Raw genomic sequence first — 21,063 nt, 5'->3', positions numbered from 1 at the left:
AATGCCTATACCTAATAGATTTCGAGNNGCAAGTGAATGAATCCCCAGGAGCATAGATAACTATGTGACTGGGGTGAGTGAAAGCAGCCAACAAAGCAGCAGCTTGAAAGATGAAGGGTATATATTTCGAGAAATCAAATCCCATCACCATACTCAAAACCGTGGTTGATACCATTAAAGTGCTGGTTCATATCCAGTGATGGCTTTTCGCTTTCTGGTTTACCGACAATACGGGCTGGCACTCCAGCAGCTGTTGTGTGTGGTGGAACAGAGCGAAGTACAACTGAACCCGCACCAATTTTTGCCCCACGACCAATTTCGATATTACCTAGTATTTTCGAACCTGCGCCAATCATCACCCCTTCCCTGACTTTTGGATGGCGATCACCCCCTGTTTTACCAGTACCACCAAGGGTGACGGATTGTAGGATAGATACGTCATTCTCCACTACCGCCGTTTCACCAATCACTATGCCTGTAGCATGGTCAAGCATAATGCCACAACCAATCTTTGCTGCCGGATGAATATCAACGCCAAAAGACATCGAGATTTGGTTTTGCAGATAAATAGCCAGTGCTTTACGTCCTTCTCCCCATATCCAATGGGCAATACGATAGGCTTGTAGAGCATGAAACCCTTTGAGGTACAGCAGAGGAGTTGAATATTTATCTACGGCGGGATCACGTAGACGTACCGCTATGATGTCGCGGGCAGCAGAGACAATCATCTTTTGATCTGAGCTATAAGCCTCTTCTACGATCTCTCTAACGGCAATAGCCGGCATAATCGGCGTAGCCAGCTTATTAGCCAGCATATAACTTAGGGCACTACCAAGATTTTCATGCTTGAGTAATGTTGCATGAAAAAAACTGGCCAACATCGGTTCACATTCAGCCAGTGCTCTCGCTTCTGTTTTTATGTTCTTCCAAACTTCGTCCAATTCCTCTAGCGACATATTTTTTACTCTCACATTTAGAACCTATCTCATTAGATTTTTATTTAAGAGCGCACATCATCGCTCTCATCCTTTCTCGCTCTTCCTAATAATGCCTGAGCAGCTTCTATCACATTTTTATTGCAATACAGTATCTGATAGATTTGTTCTGCAATCGGCATTTCTACATTGGCACGATTAGCCAATGCGCGCACTTCTTTGGTATTGCGGTAACCTTCAACAACCTGCCCAATCTGATTCTGAGCTTCTTCAACACTAATTCCCTGCCCCAGCATCATGCCAAAACGACGGTTACGTGATTGGTTATCAGTACAAGTTAAGACCAAATCGCCCAATCCCGCCATGCCCATAAAGGTAGAAGGATCAGCACCTAGCGCGGCACCAAGGCGACTCATTTCCGCCAATCCACGAGTTATCAATGCAGTACGAGCATTAGCACCAAAACCCATACCATCAGATATTCCCGCACCAATGGCAATCACGTTTTTTACGGCACCACCGAGTTGAACACCAATAAAATCAGGATTTTTATAAACCCGGAAACTTTTGCCACAGTGGAATAATTGCTGAAGTTCATCGCCAAAAGCAGATTCCGTCGCGGAAATAGCAATCGCAGTAGGCAAACCAGCCGCTAACTCTTTAGCAAATGTTGGCCCAGAGAGCACCGCTAACGGTATTTCATTGCCTAATATCTCACGGGCCACATCCTGTAGTAACCGACCAGTATCAGCTTCCAAGCCTTTAGTTGCCCAGACGATACGTGAATCAGGTCGTAGATGTGGTTTTACCTGCTTTAACACTTCACCAAACACATGGCTAGGTACCACAACAAGAATATCGCGGCTCGCTGTTAGTGCTTTTATTAGGTCTGTTTCAAGCAATAAACTATCAGGAAAGGAAACATCCGGCAGAAATTTCTGATTACAACGCGACTGTTGCAATGCCCCAACATGCTCTGGATTATGCCCCCAAAGTACAACATTATGACCATTACGAGCTAGCGTAATGGCTAATGAGGTGCCGTATGAGCCGGCACCGATCACTGTCATAGAAACAGTACTATTCATTAAGCTTCCTGTTCAGTTTGTTCACCACCCTGAGACTGTTCTGCCTGCTGTTGCAGGTAGTTCATGAACAGGGCATCAAAGTTTACTGGAGCCAGATTCAGTTGTGGGAAGGTTCCACGGCTCACCAAGTTAGTGATGCATTCACGAGCATATGGGAACAGGATATTCGGACAATATGCCCCCAAGCAGTGAGCTAGTTGAGTTCCTTCGATACCGTCAATAGAGAAAATACCCCCTTGCTGTACTTCACACAGGAATGCCGTCTCTTCTCCCAAAGCTGCTGTTACAGTCACACGCAGAACAACTTCATAAACCCCTTGAGCCAACTCACTGGAAGCTGTATCCAGATCCAGTTTTACTTCCGGCTGCCATTCCTGCTGAAACACTTGCGGTGCGTTTGGTGCTTCAAAAGAGATATCTTTGGTGTAGATACGTTGGATCTGGAAAGCCATTTCTGTATTGCTTTGTTCTGACATAATAATTGTTACCTTTAGATGTCCTTATTAAATTTTTTATGTGAATGTCGCCATTCACGCCCAAAATGATTACTTTTTACCATACGCTAATGGCAAGTTTTCGCCTGTCCAACCAACCAAACCTTCTTTCAAGGAACATACGCGTTCAAAACCAGCATGAATAAGATTCTCTGCCGGCGTACGAGATTCCGTGCCATTCGCAGAAACAACAATTACAGGCTGCTTTTTATGTTTTTCCAACTCAGCAAAATTGTTGTCTTTAATTTCAGAGGGAGTCAGGTTTACTGAACCAATAATATGCCCTTTGCGGAAATCTTCACGGGAACGTAAGTCCACGACAATGGCTTCTTCTTTATTGATCAGATTAATCGCTTGCGCACGAGTTATCTCTTTGGTTTTAGAGAATAAACCTCTCGTCGTAGTCACAATAACGGCAACCAGCAGTGCAATCCAGATGAGGCTTAAGGTCATATGCTGGTTAATAAATTGCATGATTTCTTGCAGCATGGGGGCAAAAACTCCCGTTGGTTAATAACAAATATCTAAGGTTCCAGAGTATACCTTTGTGTTGCGTCAATTACAGCCAAATAGCACAAGCTCAGTGCAAATTTTGCGGAGAGTTTCGAGAAAAAATAAAAATACCCTAAAAATGGAACACGTTAAGTGCATTATCAGCATCTGCTCTGTCACACTGGATGCATGCAGGAATTTCAACGATAAATAGGCTAATATGTTTATTATTATCCGATTTCGATGTTAAGACAGCATCATCTGAAAGTGTAAAAAATCAGCGTAGCATCTGGTAACGCTTTGTTCATCATGAAATAATCTAGTGCATACAGTAGCAAGGTATATTTACAGAAATGGCTGACAACAAGGAAATGCATAGCCGTCATTATCGGCGCAAGCAGAACTCACGGCGGAATAATATCTGTGCCTTATTGTTCTATGCTTTCCTGTTAGCTATTTTCAGCTTTAATACCTTTGCGAATCAAATTATCGCCAATAAAAATCAGCTGAAAGATCTCCAACAAAACATCGCGGAGAAAGAGAAAAGTGTGCAACAACAGCAGCAAAAACGGAGTTCTTTGCTAAATCAGCTGAAAGATCAGGAAAATACCATTTCCAAAATTGGTCAATCTCTACACAACACCCAAACTCAACTCAGTAAGCTGAATAAAGAGATTACCGCTCTAATCTCCAACATCAAAAAACTGGAAAAACAACAAAAAGCGCAACGAGATATGCTGGCACGCCAATTGGATGCGGCATTCCGTCAAGGGCAACATCAAGGGCTTGAACTCATGTTCAGAGGAGAAGAGGGTAAGAGGGGGGAGCGCATACTCGCTTACTATAGCTACCTTAATCAAGCCCGTCAGGACACCATTGTTAAACTTGAGCAAACAACAGTGGATTTAACTAAACAGAAAAAACTTGAGCAGCAGAAACAGGAAGAACAAAAACAAGTTCTGACTGAGCAACAACAACAGAAGCAGCAGATGGAAGTGGCCCGCAGCGCCCGACAAAAAACCCTAACTGAACTGGAATCTTCCTTAAAGAAAGACCAGAAAAATCTCGCTGAACTAAAACAAAATGAAACCCGTCTGCAAGATAAAATTGCCAAGGCAGAACGGGAAGCGAAAGCACGTGCTGAACGAGAAGCCAAAGAAGCTGCCCGTGTCCGTGCTCAGATTGCAGCGAAACAGAAACAAGCACAGCAAAAAGGCTCCAGCTATAAGCCAACTGAAGATGAACGCGCATTGATGGCACGTACCGGGGGCCTTGGCCGTCCTGCTGGTCAGGCAATCTGGCCTGTCCACGGTAAGGTGATACATCAGTTTGGTCAAGCGCTGCAAGGCGAATTACGCTGGAAAGGCATGGTGATTTCAGCCACAGAAGGCACTGAAGTCAAAGCGATATCCGATGGCCGGGTGCTGCTGGCTGACTGGTTACAAGGCTATGGGCTAGTTGTCGTTATAGAGCACGGTAAAGGTGATATGAGTCTCTATGGCTATAATCAGAGTGCTTTGGTCAGTGTTGGTCAGCAAGTTCGGGCCGGACAACCTATTGCATTGGTCGGAAACAGTGGCGGTCAGCAGCAACCCGCACTCTATTTTGAAATCCGCCGTCAGGGAAGAGCGGTAAACCCACAACCGTGGCTTGGGAGATAATCAGGTGAGACAACGCAAGTTCGCAAAACGCATTGGTACTACCGCCCTATTACTTTTGAGCCTACAAGCCAGTGCTGCCCGTTTGGCTATCGTTATCGACGATTTTGGCTATCGTCCTCATAATGAAAACAAAATATTGCAGATGCCTGTTGCAATCTCTATCGCCATTCTGCCAGATTCACCACATGGCAGGGAAATGGCTGAAAAAGCATACAAACAAGGGCGGGAGATCTTAATCCACCTGCCAATGGCACCTTTAAGCAAACAATTGCTAGAACCGGATACTCTCCAGCCAACCATGAGCAGTGAAGAAATTGACCGCATCATCCAGCGCGCAATACAAAAAGTCCCTTATGCTGTAGGAATTAATAACCATATGGGCAGCGCGATGACTTCGAGCTTGCCGGGAATGCAGAAAGTGATGCGCTCACTGTCTGGTTATAACCTCTATTTTCTCGACAGCGTGACGATTGGCAATACTCAAGTAACAAAGGCAGCACAAGGCACGCCTGTGCGCGTTATCCGTCGTCATGTTTTCCTGGATGATGTGCAATCAGAAGCAGAAACTCGCCATCAGTTAAACCGTGCAATTTCCATTGCCCGTAAGAATGGTTCCGCTATTGCTATCGGCCATCCTCATCCAACAACCATTCGCGCACTACAACAGATGCTGCCAACGCTTCCCACTGATATTGAGTTAGTCAGCCCAAGTAGGTTGTTAAGTGGCAAACCTGTTGGTGATAATCACTATAAATGGGGCAAGCTGTGTGAAATAAAAGAATCACCCGTCACAGTTAACAGCCAAGATTATCTGGCCGTTATTGGCGATACTCTGGTTGATAATCCTATTGTGAACACGGTGAGTCGATACATCCAGAAACTAGCCGGAAATAAATCTCAGGATAAAACAGAATAGAAATTCATCTTAAGAAATGGCTAATTATTTTATTATTTCTATTGATCGATGATAGCTTGCAATATTGCTAATGCCTCAAATAGGCGCTCAAGAGCTAAAAGCGCCTATTAATTTTAGTGATAACTGACTTGGTCGGTTAATCCCAGTTCAGAATAACTTTACCAGACTTCCCTGAACGCATGATGTCAAAACCTTGCTGGAAATCATCAACAGAGAACCGGTGAGTGATAATGGGGGTCAGATCCAAACCAGATTGAATCAATGTCGCCATTTTGTACCAGGTTTCAAACATTTCACGGCCATAAATGCCTTTAATAAACAAGCCCTTGAAAATCACCTGACTCCAGTCGATTGCCATATCTGATGGTGGAATACCCAACAACGCGACACGGCCACCGTGATTCATGGTATTCAATAAGGCACGGAATGCAGCGGGGGCACCGGACATTTCCAAACCAACATCAAAACCTTCCGTCATACCCAGTTCCGCCATGACATCGGTCAGATTCTCCTGGCTAACGTTCACCGCACGGGTAACACCCATTTTACGTGCCAGTTCAAGGCGATATTCGTTAACGTCTGTGATAACAACATGACGCGCACCCACATGTTTACAAACTGCCGCGGCCATAATACCAATTGGGCCTGCGCCAGAAACCAGCACATCTTCACCAACCAGATCAAACGAAAGCGCAGTATGAACAGCATTGCCAAATGGGTCAAAAATAGAAGCCAGTTCATCAGAGATGTTATCTGGGATTTTGAACGCATTAAATGCAGGAATAACCAGATATTGAGCAAAAGAACCGGGGCGATTTACCCCCACGCCAATGGTATTACGGCATAAATGAGTACGGCCACCACGACAGTTACGGCAGTGACCACAAGTAATATGCCCCTCGCCAGACACCCGGTCACCAATTTTAAAACCTTTTACTTCCTGACCAATCGCAACAACTTCGCCAACATACTCATGACCAACAACCATCGGTACAGGAATGGTTTTTTGCGACCAGTCATCCCAGTTATAGATGTGCACATCCGTACCACAAATCGCCGTTTTACGGATTTTGATCATCACATCATTGTGCCCCAACTCTGGTTCAGGCACATCGACCATCCAGATGCCTTCTTCTGCTTTTAACTTTGACAATGCTTTCATAGAGATGCCTTATGCAATTACATTTAATTGCTTACCAATTCGCGTGAACGCCGCGACTGCGCGTTCAATTTGCTCTTCCGTATGCGCTGCTGACATTTGTGTGCGGATACGGGCCTGATTTTTAGGGACTACCGGATAGAAGAAACCAGTAACATAAATGCCTTCTTTCAGTAATTCTGCGGCAAACTCTTGTGCTAATTTCGCATCACCTAACATGACCGGAATAATCGCATGGTCAGCACCCGCCAAAGTGAAACCTGCGGCTGTCATTTTTTCACGGAACAGGTTAGCGTTCTTCCACAGACGATCACGCAATGCATCTCCCTCTTTCAGCATATCCAGCACCTTGATGGATGCCGCTACAATCGCCGGGGCCAGTGAGTTGGAGAACAGATATGGGCGTGAGCGCTGGCGCAACCATTCAACAACTTCTTTACGTGCCGCAGTATAACCACCGGAAGCACCACCCAACGCTTTACCTAATGTGCCGGTAATGATGTCAATACGATCCATTACGTCACAATATTCGTGAGTACCACGACCATGAGCACCAACAAAACCAACAGCATGAGAGTCATCCACCATGACCATTGCATCAAATTCATCAGCCAAGTCACAGATAGACTTCAAATCAGCGATCACACCATCCATCGAGAACACACCATCGGTTGCAATCACAATATGGCGTGCATTATCTGCTTTGGCTTTCTCTAATTGTACTCTCAGTTCTTGCATATCATTATTAGCATAACGATAACGCTTCGCTTTGCATAAACGGACGCCATCAATAATAGAAGCGTGGTTCAGCGCATCAGAGATAATGGCATCTTCCGGCCCAAACAGTGTTTCAAATAGACCACCATTAGCATCAAAACAAGAAGAATAAAGAATGGCATCTTCCATACCCAAAAATTCTGCCAGTTTTTTCTCCAGCTCTTTATGAGTATCCTGAGTCCCGCAAATAAAACGAACAGATGCCATACCAAAACCGTGGCTATCCATTCCCGCTTTAGCAGCGGCAATAAGCTCAGGGTGATTAGCCAAACCTAAATAGTTATTTGCACAGAAGTTAATAACATGGCTGCCATCGGCTACAGCAATGTCAGCATTTTGTGCAGAAGTGATGATACGTTCATTTTTGAATAACCCCTCAGAGTGGGCTTGCTCTAATTGTTCATTAATTTGCTGATAAAATGATGCTGACATTTATTTTCTCCTGATTTATAAATGAAGGGTTGTGACATATTTTACTCATTGATCAGGCTACTGACGACACTATCAGGCAGATAATATTAACTTTGCTGTATCCGTCACGTCATGCAATCTGAATTACCATAATATTTCAGTATATTCCCCTGCTTAAGCTGCTGTCGTCATGGGTGTTAGATGTTATTATAGAAGCAATTTGCTTCATTAACCCGATTGTAGAGGTAAATCTAATGATCATTGTCACTGGCGGTGCTGGATTTATTGGCAGCAATATTATCAAAGCACTAAATGACGAAGGATATAAAGATATTCTGGTCGTAGATAATCTGAAAGATGGTACTAAATTCGCCAATCTGGCTGACCTGGATATTGCTGATTACATGGACAAGGAAGAGTTTATTGCCAGTATTCTAGCCGGTGATGACTTCGGTGACATTGATGCTATTTTCCACGAAGGCGCTTGCTCATCCACAACCGAGTGGGATGGCAAGTATATGATGGATAATAACTATCAATATTCAAAAGAATTACTACACTATTGCCTTGAACGCCGCACTCCTTTCCTATACGCCTCCTCAGCGGCAACCTATGGCGGCCGCACTGATAATTTTATCGAAGAGCGTCAATATGAGAAACCACTTAACGTTTATGGTTACTCTAAATTTCTGTTCGACCAATATGTCCGGGATATCCTGCCCCAAGCTGATTCACAAATTTGTGGTTTCCGTTATTTCAATGTGTATGGCCCACGTGAAGGGCACAAAGGTAGTATGGCGAGCGTTGCCTTTCATTTGAACAATCAAATCAATCAGGGACAAAACCCAAAACTATTCGCTGGCAGTGAAAGCTTCCAACGTGATTTTATTTATGTTGGTGATGCCGCAGCGGTTAATCTTTGGTTCTGGAAAAACGGCGTTTCCGGTATTTATAACTGTGGAACGGGCCGTGCTGAATCTTTCCAGGCAGTTGCCGATGCGGTGGTTGAATTCCATCAAGATAAATCACTCATTATTGAACATATTGATTTCCCTGAACATTTGAAAGGTCGTTATCAACGCTTCACGCAAGCGGATCTGACCAAGCTTCGCGCGGCGGGTTATGATCAGCCATTCAAAACCGTTGCCGAAGGAGTAACGGAATATATGCATTGGCTTAATCAGGATAAGTAATCTACTCGCTATGAAAATATTGGTGATCGGCCCTTCGTGGGTGGGTGACATGATGATGTCGCAGAGCCTTTACCGGACATTAAAGGCTTTGCATCCTAATGCAGAAATTGATGTGATGGCGCCAGCCTGGTGCCGCCCACTGCTGGACAAAATGCCGGAGGTCAATCAAGCATTAGCTATGCCATTAGGGCATGGCGCACTGGCATTAGGCGAACGCCGTCGTTTGGGGGTCGCCCTGCGTGAACGTAAATATAATCGTGCTTATGTGCTACCAAATTCTTTCAAATCTGCCTTGGTGCCTTTCTTCGCCAATATTCCTCTGCGCACCGGCTGGCGTGGTGAAATGAGATATGGATTGCTCAATGATATTCGTACATTGAATAAAGAAGCCTTCCCACTAATGGTTCAACGCTATGCGGCATTGGCTTACGATGCAAAACCTAGTTGTGCGGCAGATCTGCCTCAACCATTACTTTGGCCTCAATTAGATGTCAGTGATGAAGATATTGCTGAATCCACCGCAGCATTCAATATTTCTGATCATCGGCCTATCATCGGGTTCTGCCCCGGCGCAGAATTTGGCCCGGCAAAACGCTGGCCGCATTATCACTACGCCGCATTGGCTCAACAGCTTATTACTAAAAAGGGATATCAAATTCTGCTATTTGGCTCTGCCAAAGATCACGAAGGTGGAGAGGATATTCGCAAAGCACTGACGGAAGAAGCCTGTGAACACTGCGTCAATCTTGCCGGACAAACCTCTCTTGAACAGGCAGTCAATATTATCGCTGCCTGTGATGCCATTGTGACCAACGATTCTGGTTTGATGCATGTTGCCGCAGCACTTAATCGCCCTCTGGTTGCACTTTACGGCCCAAGTAGCCCAGATTTTACCCCACCATTATCCGATAAAGCGGAAGTTATTCGCCTTATTACTGGCTATCACAAAGTCAGAAAAGGTGACAGCGCACATGGCTATCATCAGAGTTTGATTGATATCCAACCAGAGCAGGTGATAGCTTCCCTGGAAAAATTATTACAAGCGGAGAACCAGAGTTAATGCGGGTTTTACTGGTTAAAACTTCTTCTATGGGCGATGTCCTCCACTCGCTCCCTGCACTGACTGATGCAGAAAGAAACTTACCTGATGTCCGTTTTGATTGGGTAGTAGAGGAAGGTTTTGCTCAAATCCCCGGCTGGCACAATGCGGTTGATCAAATTATTCCTGTTGCTATTCGCCGCTGGCGTAAAAACTGGTTTAGTCCAGAAATTCGCGCGGAACGCCGTTTATTCAAAGAAAAATTAAAATTACATCAATATGATGCCATCATCGATGCTCAAGGGTTATTGAAAAGCGCATTTTTGGTCACTCGATTAGCTTATGGCCCTAAGCATGGTTACAACCGTAAAAGTATCCGTGAGCCATTAGCAAGTTTTTTTTATGATTTCTGTCATGCAGTCAGTAAGCAACAGCACGCCGTAGAACGTATCCGGGAACTGTTTGCCGTCAGCCTGGGTTATACCAAACCGGCAGCACAGGGCGATTATGGGATTGCCCGTCATTTTCTGCATCAGCATCCAGAAAATCAGGGTAATTATCTGATTTTTCTCCATGCCACCACTCGCGATGAAAAACATTGGCCGGAAAGCTATTGGCGACAACTTATTGCTGAAATTCAGCCGTCAGGTGTACGAATTAAGCTCCCCTGGGGCGCAGAACATGAATACCAACGTGCGCTAAGGCTGGCGGAAAACTTTCCTCATGTGGAAGTGTTACCAAAGCTGACCTTGGCACAAGTAGCCCAAGAACTGGCCGGTGCAAAAGCGGTTGTTTCTGTTGATACTGGCCTGAGTCACCTCACTGCTGCATTGGATCGCCCGAATATCACGTTGTTTGGTCCGACAGATCCAGGACTAATTGGTGGTTATGGCAAAGAACAAATATCTTTAAAAGCGGAGGATGGAAATATCAAAAGTATTACGCCATCGAAAGTATTAGTTCATCTTCAAAAAAATATTGGTTGATTAATTATTAAATCTAAGGCGTTTCTGGTAGACGCCTGATTTTTTAATCATCAACTGAAAACAAATAATTTGCCATAAATCATATTCTATATTACCTATTCAAACGTTAAAATAAGCGATTTATAATAATAGATTTAAATAATTTCAAGTCATATTCCTCCATTAACCCAATGATATCAAATATATTATTTAAACTATTTTTATCGTAAACTATATTATACAAAAACTTCCTTTAAATTTAATCTTATTAATAATAATGAGTCCTAATTTAAACAAAATAATATATTTAATACTTAACCTAATTTAGGCAGTATTATCTGCCCAAAATTAAGCGAATCTCTATTAATATCTTTATGTTAATTCTATTTTATTAATCATGATGACGTCTTAAATTGATAATATTCAGCTAATGTCATTCCTCGAACCTGTGGCTGTAAGTAGTTAAATAATGCCTCCAAATCCTGATAAAGTAGTTCAATCTGTTCTTCATTTTTAAACGTCGGGCTACCACCAGGCATAAATTCAGATGAATGCAGCATAAACTCAACATAATCACAACCTTCTGCTAATGTCTGCTGGACCACTTTTTTCATCTGTTCCAGATTGCCCCCTTTTGGCCTTAGCCAGTTAACAGATGGAGAACGCTGTTTCCCACGTAAGCTGTCATATTTCTGTTTAAGGAAATTCATCAACGGAGGATGTTTATATTGAATGCTCATAGGGACTTCCAGCAAAGGAGAATCACCTTCTTTAGTAATATCCTGCAAATCCATAAAATAGGCATAAGATGGAAAATAACGATAATCAGTTCCACCTTTGCCATTAGGATCACCTTTGGTGAAACGCCAATTAACCCGTGGCGTTACTGAACAATCGACGTGATAACCATATTCCACCAGTAATTCAGCATAATATTCATTAAATGCCCAACGACCTGCCCGATGACTTAACATTTTAATCTGTAGTTTGTCTTCCAATAATTTAGTCATGAGATCAATTTTAGCTCTGACTTGTTCTTTCGGAAATTCAATCAGATAAGGTTTATAACGCATATCATCATCTGTAAGAGGAACAAGTGGTGGATTATTCCAGGCATGTAAATGCATACCAATTTCCCCCTGTCCTCTGGCAATAATATCTTTGGCAAATTCAATGTATAAATCATCCATTGCCATTTCATAGTTCGTCAACCAAACTGGTTTAAAACCAAAGCGCTCACATAAACTCTGAAATCTTGGTAAATAATGGGTGTTTTTTGTCGAGATCTGACCGTGATTTTGCCACAGGTCATCACCCTCAGTATCAATAGTGATAATAAATGCAGGTCGAGTCATCAGAATATGCCTACAATAGAATAAAATGATGCCTTTATAGTACGCAAATCTATAAAATAGTGCAATTATCCTATCATATATATAGCAGTTACATATCTCATTAAATCCCATATTTCATATCTAATCTTATCAATAAGAAACATTATGAAATGTTAGATCTTTAGGGAAGTTGTTTTTTCTTCTATTAAGTTCTCCTAATTTCTGAGACTTTTTTCATTCATTAATTTATCTAAATAATCATACTCAAAAAGCGCATATAACCACTCTTACTTCTTCATTAAGGATAGATATTTTGCCAAAATAATATCTAAATCAAATTTCTTATACATATCCTTTGTAATTACAGGCGGTTTATAATAGACACACTCCATTTTCTCTGCAAGCGAATCAACGGTCAGTGCTGATTTATATTTTTCCAACTCACCAACCATAATTTCATTAACGCCACCGGGACACATCGTGCTAACAATGGGGGTATCACAAATCAATGATTCAATCAGTACGTTACCTAATCCTTCACTGTCAGAACTCAAGACCACCGCTTTAGCTCCACGGATGACAGGTAATGGATTTTCAAGAAATCCGGTTAAAACAACTTTAGATTGTAGGTTTAAATCCACAATCTTCTGTTTTATTTGTTGAGTAATAGCCTCATCTCCGTGACCAACAATTAATAATTTACAGGGAATATTCGCTTTAACAAACGCTTCCAATAAACGATCATGCCGCTTAACCCGGTGAAATCTGCCAACATGTAATAAATAGGTCTCATCCGAATAGGGGTTATTTTGCAGAGATTTTTCTTTAATATCTGGGATATTGAAAGGATTATAAATCGTCACCATTTTATTAGGCGTAAGTAACAAATTATTTTCTAAATCTTTTCCTACCGCATCAGATACACAAATTAAATTCTGGTTATTGTATGTCCACTTGATTTTTTGTTTCTTGATCCAGCGAGATAATCCCGTTTTATTACCAAGATATGAGCTTGAAAATACGCCATGAATACAAAACCATACGTTTAATTCCGCTAATACTTTTGATCTCACGACAATGCGATCAGTTTTATGCAAGTTTGAGACAATCAACGAAGGGATTCCCTTACGAAGAAAAACTTTTTCTAAAACTTTATCCATAGATTTAGCCCGACGGCAAATCTCAGTCTGTCTTCTAAAAGGCCCTTTGTAGCTATCAACATCAATGATCAGTTCAATACCACCAGGCACTGAATATTCACACTTCTCTGCCAAAGAGAGCAGCGTAACAGCATATCCTCTCCGTTGCAGACCATCACAAAGCCGGATAGTGACATTTTCTGCACCACCTCCAGGTAATCCATCAATGATAAATAATATGTGTTCTTTCATGATGAGAGCACCCTTTCGTATAATCCAATAAGCTGTTGTGATAAATGTTCCGGTGTATAACAGAGTATTCCTGTTCTCGCTAATTCTGACATTTTATTATTCAAATGATCTGAAGGCGTATTCTGAATCGCTTCCGTAATATCTGAAATAGCCAGAGCATCACATACAAACCCGTTATTCCCATAGTTAACAAATTCAGCGCCACCACATGTCGTACTGGTTATTACCGGAAGTCCGCAAGCCATTGCCTCCAGTATCACATTTGGAAACGGATCATATAAGGTCGGGAGCAACAAACCATCTGCAAGCTGATAAAAAGGTAACGTCTTTTTTTGAACGCCCATAAACCTGATTCGTTCATCACATCCCTGTGAATTGGCAAACTGCTTATATTTTTTTTCTTCCTTATCCTGCCCTACAACTATTAAATAGGCATCAGTCGCACTCACTGCCTGAATCGCGGCTTTTAATCCCTTTCGCTCAAACCCCGAACCAACATAAACCAAACATTTAGCCTGTACGGGAAGGTTATGTTCTTTCCTTAATTGTATTCTCTGAGATTCCGTTGCCGGAAAAAATTGTTTATTGTCTATCGAATTATAAATAACCGATATTTTTTCCTCAGAAAGCCCAAAATCCGTCATGACCTCCCTTTTTACCATTTCCGAGTTACAAATAACCATTTTTAACTCTGGTGCCGAATACATCTTTTGCTCAGCATCCATCACATAACGATGGTAACGACTCGTAAAAAGTAATTTGCTTCGCCAAGGAGATAAAACACGCGCACGCTGCTGTAACCAACGCTGATGAACGCCGTCACCCGCACGATAAATATCGCAACCAGCAATACGTTCATGACTCTGAACAAGATCAAATTGCTCTTTTTCCCATATTGTTTTGGCAGCTTTGGCAAATCCTCTCTCACGGCTGATGCGTCCCCATTTATGAGGATTTGCTAAATGAACATGCCAATCAGGATTAATGTCTCCCTGCCAGGAACGCGTAATAACGTTGAGCTCCAGATTTTCATTCCCTAAAGCTTGTAAGGCGCGGGAGACAAAACGTTCTGCACCACCATCCGGACGATATTTCTGCCGAACAATCGCAAGACGTACTAATTTCATAATAAATTTCTCCGAGCGGCAGCAATAATCATCTCACTGGGAATGACATTCAGATAACGTATATCCGTTTTAGTATCAACATCATCAGGATCAGGTAAATCACCATAGTCACCAGCCCAAATAACTTCACCTTTCGCTTCCCACGGACGCCAGAATACTAATTTTGATGGCCCAAATAAAGCGATACCAGGTGTTTTTAACGCAGCTGCCATATGCATAGCAACGGAATCCATCCCTATGAATAAATTAGCCCCATCAATCAGCGCTGCAAGTTGAGGCAACGTTAATTGGCCGGCAAAAGAAATCACTCTCTCTTTTGGGCAATTTAATAAAATCTTCTCTACCATCTCTTCCTCCTTACGATCTGGCCCGGAGGTAACAACAATTATCCAACCATCAGACTGTAGTGCACTAATCGTTTCACTCATTTTTTTTTCATCCCAACATTTAAAAAACCAGCGGGATGTTGGTTGCACAACAATATATTTTTGATTTACACCATGCTTATCAAGAAGCACCAAAACAGCCTCTTTATCCTCCTGGCAGTAACTCATCGTCACTGTAGTGTTGATTAACGGAAGATTTAACAGCGAAAGAGTTGACAAATTTTGCTCAACAATATGCAAAAACTGACTATGCTCTGTCGGCACAAGATTTGTGAAACATTTTTTCCAAAATAGGCTGCGTCGTTTTGCTAAATCAAACCCAATACGCACTTTTGCGCCAGTAAATCGTGTCACAAATGCACTATACCATTGATCAGTAAGATTAATAACCAGGTCGTATTGACGATGTTTTAATCGTTTAAGCAATCTCCATTCATGACCAAAATGGGTTTTAATCCCTTGTTTCTTCCATTGTCTATCTATAGAAAATAGATTAGCCACAGCAGAAAAATCAGCCAATATTGGTTCAGTTTCTTTGTAGAGTAAAACATCAATTTCCACCGCGGGATAATTATCCTTAAGAGTATTAATAACCGGTGTAATTAATAATACATCACCATGATGTCGTAACTTTATTATCAGAATACGGTCAAATTGAGTTTGTAATTTACTCATTGCATTCCCAGTATAAAGATACAGATAAAAGAGAAAACTGCCGCAACTATGTGCAGAAGCTGCAAAAAATCCGCTCTACCTTCATATATAATAGAAGCACGATCTTACGCAAAAACCCTAATTTACCTCTCCAATTCTGTTCAGATCCTAGAAGCCATACGCATTTTCATACTTTCTTTGAAGCAATGTGATACTATTGACGCTAATTTATATAAGTGAATTTGATAGAATGTTACTGCGTTTATATCAGGTACTTCTCTACCTTATCCAACCTCTGATTTGGTTGCGTTTATTACTCCGCAGTCGCCAAGCCCCTGCTTACCGTCAGCGCTGGGGTGAACGCTACGGTTTCTGTGCCGGTAAAGTTGCCGCTGGAGGCATCCTGCTCCATTCCGTTTCCGTTGGTGAAACGTTGGCCGCCATCCCTTTAGTCAGAGCCTTGCGCCATCACTATCCTTTTTTACCGATTACCGTGACAACGATGACGCCAACGGGCTCAGAAAGAGTGCTTTCTGCTCTGGGAAATGATGTTAATCACGTCTATTTGCCATACGATCTCCCCGGTTCCATGGAGCGCTTTCTCAATCAAGTTAATCCAAAATTAGTCATTATTATGGAAACAGAACTTTGGCCTAATCTGATTTTCCAACTTCACCAACGTAACATTCCTTTGGTCATTGCTAATGCCCGCTTGTCTGCACGTTCCGCTGAGGGATATCAAAAAGTAGCGAGTTTCGTAAAAACAATGTTGCGCAGCATTACCTTAATTGCCGCTCAGAATCCGGAAGATGGTGAACGTTTTGTTGAACTGGGTCTAAAACGCTCTCAACTGACTATCACTGGTAGTTTGAAATTCGATATCTCAGTAACACCTGAATTGGCAGCCAAAGCAGTGACATTACGGCGCCAATGGGCTGCTCGCCGTCCTGTCTGGATAGCCACCAGCACCCATGATGGAGAAGAGAGTATTATTCTAGATGCTCATTGCAAGTTACTGAAACAATGTCCAAGTCTGCTGCTGATCCTGGTACCACGCCATCCTGAACGTTTTATTAAAGCTGAAGAATTAACAAAGAAAGCCGGACTCAGCTATATTCTTCGCAGTTCTGATAAAATCCCTGACGCCAATATTCAGGTCGTTATCGGTGATACGATGGGGGAACTGATGCTGCTCTATGGTATTGCCGATCTGGCTTTTGTTGGTGGCAGCCTGGTTGAACGTGGCGGCCACAACCCACTAGAAGCGGCAGCCCATGCTATTCCAGTGCTGATGGGCCCTCATACCTTTAACTTTAAGGATATCTGCACCAAGCTGAATCAGGCTAATGGTCTAATTACCGTTACGGACAGCCACTCTTTATTCACCGAGATCAACAGCTTACTGACTGACGAAGATTATCGTCTGTATTATGGCCGCCACGCAGCAGAAGTACTGCATGAAAATCAGGGGGCTCTTCAACGTCTACTTAAACTGCTGGAACCCTATCTCCCACCTCGGAGCCACTGAATGAGTGACAAAAAACGTCTTTCCGTTGTCATGATCGCTAAGAATTCAGCGGATTTGATAGCAGATTGTCTGGCTTCAGTCCGTTGGGCTGATGAAATCATCGTACTCGATTCTGGTAGTTCAGACGATACCTGCCAGATAGCACAGGCAATGGGTGCAAAAGTATTCTCCAATACTCGCTGGCCGGGATTTGGTCGTCAGCGTCAGCTAGCTCAGCAATACGCCTCTGGCGATTATATTTTTATGATCGATACTGATGAACGCGTAACATCAGAACTCAGAGCATCCATAGAACAGACTCTGGCACATATTGATCACAATAAAGTCTACAGTTGTGCCCGCCGGAACTTGTTCCTTGGCCGCTTTATGAAACACAGCGGCTGGTACCCAGATAGGGTTATTCGTCTCTACGCCCGTGATCGTTATCAATACAATGATAATCAAGTTCATGAATCTCTTGAAACTCATGGCGCTCCAGTCGTTATTTTGCAAGGAGATTTACTTCATCTTACTTGCCGTGATTTGATGGAATTTCAGAGAAAACAGCTAAATTATGCTAAAGCCTGGGCAGAACAGCGCTATGAACAAGGTAAACAGTGCAGTTATTTCTCAATTTTCAGTCACACTTTTGGCGCTTTCTTTAAAACCTGGCTGTTGCGAGCTGGCTTTCTTGATGGTAAACAAGGGTTAGTATTGGCTATTGTCAACGCTCAATATACGTTTAATAAATACGTCGCATTGTGGGAAAAGAGACAACGAAAGGGTAAAAATTGATGAAAACCAAAGCCATTTATCCCGGAACATTTGATCCTGTTACCTACGGTCATATCGATATCGTCACCCGCGCCGCAGATATGTTTGACCATGTTCTATTTGCTATCGCCAACAGTGCCAGAAAGAATCCTATGTTTACTCTGGATGAGCGCATTATCCTGGCAAAAGAGGTGACCTCACATCTGGATAATGTGGAGGTGGTAGGTTTCTGTGAATTAATGGCTAATTTTGCAAAAAAACAACAAGCAAATATTCTTATCCGTGGCCTTCGTTCAGTATCTGATTTTGAGTATGAATGGCAGCTTGCCAATATGAACCGCCACTTTATGCCCGAATTAGAGAGCGTTTTTCTGCTGCCATCACAAAATCTCTCGTTTATATCTTCATCCTTGATTAAAGATGTTGCTCTCCACGATGGCGATATCTCATCATTCTTGCCAGAACCTGTCGCCCAAGCTATGCTAAAAAAGCTAGGCAAGTAATTTACTCCGTTCACTGGAGGCGGCACAAGGTAAGATATTCCCTATGCAACGCCTCCCCCTAACTATCCAATATCAACTAAATCCGATATCAACTAATACTGACAGTGACGGCAAAAGAAAGTACTGCGCTGCCCAAGCTTAATACTCTCTATTTTTTCACCACAGATTCGGCATGGCTCTCCGACTCTGCCATAAACAAACAATTCCTGAGCAAAATAGCCCGGTTTACCATCAGATTGCAGGAAATCTCTGAGTGTCGTACCACCCTGCTCAATAGATCGTTGTAGAACCTTCTTAATCGTTTCTGCCAGTAAATTAGCTTCACACTCAGTTAAAGTATGCGCGGGACGATCAGGCTGAATATGGGCAGTAAACAACGCTTCATTCGCATAGATATTACCGACGCCAACAACCAGTTTGTTATCCATTAGCCAGGGCTTAATCAAGGTTTTTTTATTACTTGATCGGGTATAGAGATAAGAACCATTAAAATCATCAGAAAGTGGCTCAGGCCCTAAATGAGCCAATACCGAACACCGTTCGAGGTCATCACTCCATAGCCACGCACCAAATCGTCTGGGATCGGTATAACGCAAAACCTTACCATCCGCCATCACTAAATCCACATGATCATGTTTCTCCGCAGAGCGCTCCTCCGGCAGGATACGCAAGCTGCCCGACATCCCCAAATGGACAATAATCCAACCATCTGCCAGTTCAATCAGCAAATATTTGGCCCGGCGTTGAATGCTAAGCACACGCTGGTCATTCAACTTCATAATTTCTTCCGCCACCGGCCAACGTAACCGACCATTCCTGACTACCGCATATTGGATCACATTCCCTACCAGATGTGGCTCTATTCCCCTCCGGCTGGTTTCTACTTCTGGTAGTTCTGGCATGGTAATAACTCCTAATTATGTATATTGTTTCAACTCTATTGCATCTCAGCAGATTAAGATAATCTTTTCATGTATTATTTCCAACCAAACTCAACAAAAATGAAAGCAGATTGATACATATGTTTAATATTAAAAGTCGTGATAAAAGGTCATTATGGAATTTATCCATCATTGGGATTTATATAGCCCTGGTTTATCTGCCTGATATAACAAGATATAAAAATCTGGTTATCGTGCTTATTGGCATTACAGCACTAACCTATTTGGTGACAGATTTTCGTCAAGTGATGTGCTCCATGCGTAGTTCACTATTTCTATCCATACTGTTATTCATCGTAGCAATGTTCTATTCAGTGGCGATTTCCGTCGATCCCGCATTGAGTTTTCAAGAGATGAATAAACCTATCTTGAATGGGCTGTTATTGTTCAGTTTTACTTTTCCTGTTGTACTGTACAAAGAAGATAAAGAGAGTATTGCCAAGATGGTTCTGTATTCATTTGCCATTGGTATGCTGGCAATATGTCTAACTGATATTGGTAAATACATTATTAACTACAATAAAGGTGAAATGCCTTTTACCAACTTCAACCACAGAGAATTTTCTTACGGTTTTATTTTCTATTTTCCCGTCTTACTTTGTACTTGGGCATTGTGGAAGAAACATACCTTGGTGAGTTGGCTGATACTGGCTGTTGCTTGCGCTATCAGTCTGTTTTTGTTATTAGGTACCTTAGCCCGTGGTGCTTGGGTCGCCATTGCCGTCATCACTGCTTTTATCATCATCATTAATCGGGAATGGAAGCTGACCATAATAGCGAGTTTAATCCTTAGCTTTTCAATTGCGCTTTCTCACACTACGATAATAGCTAATGAAAATACTAAATTATTATTTTGGAAGCTTACTCAAACTGATAGCAGCCATCGTTATAAAAATGGCACACAAGGGTCTGCTCTTGAGTTGATTCAAGAAAACCCGATTAAAGGCTACGGTTATGGCAATAAAGTCTATCATAAGGTCTACAATGAACGAGTTGCTGACTATCCAGACTGGATATATCGCACATCCATTGGCCCCCATAATATCTTTCTGGCATTCTGGTTTGCCGGTGGAATCATCGGTTTGATCACAACCTTGCTGATGACTTTTTCAGCTCTGTACACAGGTAGCCATATTATTAGCCGTAACAATGGTGTAATAAAGCAGGCCAGTATTATTCTACTAACAGGATTTATCGGATTGTTTATTGTCCGAGGAGCCTTTGAAAATACCTATATCAATGAAATAGGTATTCTGTTCGGTCTGATGATCGTTCTATATAAGCAGAAAAACGATTAACCAGATATCTCGGCTATA

The 21,063-nt window shown here is 42.4% G+C and carries 20 protein-coding genes; 9 read left to right on the top strand and 11 right to left on the bottom strand.

Annotated features, from left to right (window positions below; genetic code table 11):
* Positions 1-134: 134 nt before the first annotated feature.
* The 4 genes from cysE to KZ793_RS17305 form a co-directional block, all read right to left on the bottom strand.
* A complete protein-coding gene (gene cysE, locus KZ793_RS17320) occupies positions 135-956 on the bottom strand; it encodes a serine O-acetyltransferase (protein ID WP_112877805.1) in 822 nt (273 codons plus the stop codon).
* Between the two features lie 44 nt (positions 957-1,000).
* On the bottom strand, positions 1,001-2,023 hold the full coding sequence (gene gpsA, locus KZ793_RS17315; protein ID WP_225816468.1) for an NAD(P)H-dependent glycerol-3-phosphate dehydrogenase: 1,023 nt from the start codon (positions 2,021-2,023) through the stop codon (positions 1,001-1,003).
* Positions 2,023-2,499 (bottom strand): protein-export chaperone SecB, encoded by a 477-nt coding sequence (gene secB / locus KZ793_RS17310; protein ID WP_118986057.1) that lies wholly within the window; start codon positions 2,497-2,499, stop codon positions 2,023-2,025. Before secB ends, gpsA begins: the two co-directional genes overlap by 1 nt.
* 69 nt (positions 2,500-2,568) lie before the next feature.
* The gene (locus KZ793_RS17305) at positions 2,569-3,006 is read right to left on the bottom strand and encodes a rhodanese-like domain-containing protein (protein ID WP_225816467.1); all 438 of its coding nucleotides are present in this window, start codon (positions 3,004-3,006) and stop codon (positions 2,569-2,571) included.
* Between the two features lie 356 nt (positions 3,007-3,362).
* On the opposite strand from KZ793_RS17305, the gene envC reads away from it, so the two are divergent.
* Together envC and KZ793_RS17295 are read left to right on the top strand one after the other, a co-directional pair.
* Complete coding sequence (gene envC / locus KZ793_RS17300; protein ID WP_225816466.1) at positions 3,363-4,670, top strand: murein hydrolase activator EnvC; 1,308 nt, start codon at positions 3,363-3,365, stop codon at positions 4,668-4,670.
* 4 nt (positions 4,671-4,674) lie between these two features.
* Positions 4,675-5,586: a divergent polysaccharide deacetylase family protein gene (locus tag KZ793_RS17295; RefSeq protein WP_225816465.1), complete on the top strand. Its 912-nt coding sequence runs from the start codon at positions 4,675-4,677 to the stop codon at positions 5,584-5,586.
* A gap of 136 nt (positions 5,587-5,722) precedes the next feature.
* On the opposite strand, the gene tdh is transcribed toward KZ793_RS17295, so the two are convergent.
* Both tdh and kbl read right to left on the bottom strand, forming a co-directional pair.
* Positions 5,723-6,748 (bottom strand): L-threonine 3-dehydrogenase, encoded by a 1,026-nt coding sequence (gene tdh, locus KZ793_RS17290; RefSeq protein ID WP_225816464.1) that lies wholly within the window; start codon positions 6,746-6,748, stop codon positions 5,723-5,725.
* 9 nt (positions 6,749-6,757) lie between these two features.
* Positions 6,758-7,954, bottom strand: coding sequence for a glycine C-acetyltransferase (gene kbl / locus KZ793_RS17285; protein ID WP_225816462.1), 1,197 nt, complete (start codon positions 7,952-7,954; stop codon positions 6,758-6,760).
* Positions 7,955-8,187: 233 nt separating this feature from the next.
* Between kbl and rfaD the strand changes: the two genes are divergently transcribed.
* The 3 genes from rfaD to rfaC are packed head-to-tail and all read left to right on the top strand — an operon-like array spanning position 8,188 to position 11,151.
* A complete protein-coding gene (gene rfaD, locus KZ793_RS17280; protein ID WP_225816461.1) occupies positions 8,188-9,126 on the top strand; it encodes an ADP-glyceromanno-heptose 6-epimerase in 939 nt (312 codons plus the stop codon).
* Between the two features lie 10 nt (positions 9,127-9,136).
* Complete coding sequence (gene rfaF / locus KZ793_RS17275) at positions 9,137-10,186, top strand: ADP-heptose--LPS heptosyltransferase RfaF (protein ID WP_225816460.1); 1,050 nt, start codon at positions 9,137-9,139, stop codon at positions 10,184-10,186.
* Positions 10,186-11,151, top strand: coding sequence for a lipopolysaccharide heptosyltransferase RfaC (rfaC, locus tag KZ793_RS17270; RefSeq protein ID WP_225816459.1), 966 nt, complete (start codon positions 10,186-10,188; stop codon positions 11,149-11,151). The genes rfaF and rfaC overlap by 1 nt, the downstream gene beginning before the upstream one ends.
* 374 nt (positions 11,152-11,525) lie before the next feature.
* Here rfaC and KZ793_RS17265 read toward each other — a convergent pair whose 3' ends face one another.
* The 4 genes from KZ793_RS17265 to rfaQ form a co-directional block, all read right to left on the bottom strand.
* Positions 11,526-12,485 (bottom strand): polysaccharide deacetylase family protein, encoded by a 960-nt coding sequence (locus KZ793_RS17265; RefSeq protein ID WP_225816458.1) that lies wholly within the window; start codon positions 12,483-12,485, stop codon positions 11,526-11,528.
* 266 nt (positions 12,486-12,751) lie between these two features.
* Positions 12,752-13,855, bottom strand: coding sequence for a glycosyltransferase (locus tag KZ793_RS17260; RefSeq protein ID WP_225816457.1), 1,104 nt, complete (start codon positions 13,853-13,855; stop codon positions 12,752-12,754).
* Positions 13,852-14,982 (bottom strand): glycosyltransferase family 4 protein, encoded by a 1,131-nt coding sequence (locus KZ793_RS17255; protein WP_225816456.1) that lies wholly within the window; start codon positions 14,980-14,982, stop codon positions 13,852-13,854. The genes KZ793_RS17260 and KZ793_RS17255 overlap by 4 nt, the downstream gene beginning before the upstream one ends.
* A complete protein-coding gene (rfaQ, locus tag KZ793_RS17250) occupies positions 14,979-16,043 on the bottom strand; it encodes a putative lipopolysaccharide heptosyltransferase III (protein WP_225816455.1) in 1,065 nt (354 codons plus the stop codon). The genes KZ793_RS17255 and rfaQ overlap by 4 nt, the downstream gene beginning before the upstream one ends.
* Positions 16,044-16,272: 229 nt before the next feature.
* Here rfaQ and waaA point away from each other — a divergent pair, with 229 nt between their 5' ends.
* Genes waaA through coaD form a run of 3 tightly spaced genes read left to right on the top strand, consistent with a single transcriptional unit; the run spans position 16,273 to position 18,806 of the window.
* Complete coding sequence (gene waaA / locus KZ793_RS17245; RefSeq protein WP_225816454.1) at positions 16,273-17,550, top strand: lipid IV(A) 3-deoxy-D-manno-octulosonic acid transferase; 1,278 nt, start codon at positions 16,273-16,275, stop codon at positions 17,548-17,550.
* Positions 17,551-18,324 carry a glycosyltransferase family 2 protein gene (locus tag KZ793_RS17240; protein ID WP_225816453.1) on the top strand — a complete coding sequence of 258 codons (774 nt, stop codon included), beginning with the start codon at positions 17,551-17,553 and terminating at the stop codon, positions 18,322-18,324.
* Positions 18,324-18,806, top strand: coding sequence for a pantetheine-phosphate adenylyltransferase (gene coaD / locus KZ793_RS17235; protein WP_225816451.1), 483 nt, complete (start codon positions 18,324-18,326; stop codon positions 18,804-18,806). The genes KZ793_RS17240 and coaD overlap by 1 nt, the downstream gene beginning before the upstream one ends.
* Positions 18,807-18,898: 92 nt before the next feature.
* On the opposite strand, the gene mutM is transcribed toward coaD, so the two are convergent.
* Positions 18,899-19,708: a bifunctional DNA-formamidopyrimidine glycosylase/DNA-(apurinic or apyrimidinic site) lyase gene (gene mutM, locus KZ793_RS17230; RefSeq protein ID WP_225816450.1), complete on the bottom strand. Its 810-nt coding sequence runs from the start codon at positions 19,706-19,708 to the stop codon at positions 18,899-18,901.
* Positions 19,709-19,827: 119 nt separating this feature from the next.
* Between mutM and rfaL the strand changes: the two genes are divergently transcribed.
* Entirely contained in the window at positions 19,828-21,045 is a 1,218-nt protein-coding gene (gene rfaL / locus KZ793_RS17225) for an O-antigen ligase RfaL (RefSeq protein WP_225816449.1), read from the top strand.
* Positions 21,046-21,063 lie beyond the last annotated feature (18 nt).

Origin of the sequence: Photorhabdus antumapuensis (assembly GCF_020387775.1) — a bacterium.
GTDB classification, from domain to species: domain Bacteria; phylum Pseudomonadota; class Gammaproteobacteria; order Enterobacterales; family Enterobacteriaceae; genus Photorhabdus; species Photorhabdus antumapuensis.
Note: the sequence above shows the minus strand (reverse complement) of the source record. Positions and strands in the feature narration are given on the sequence as shown.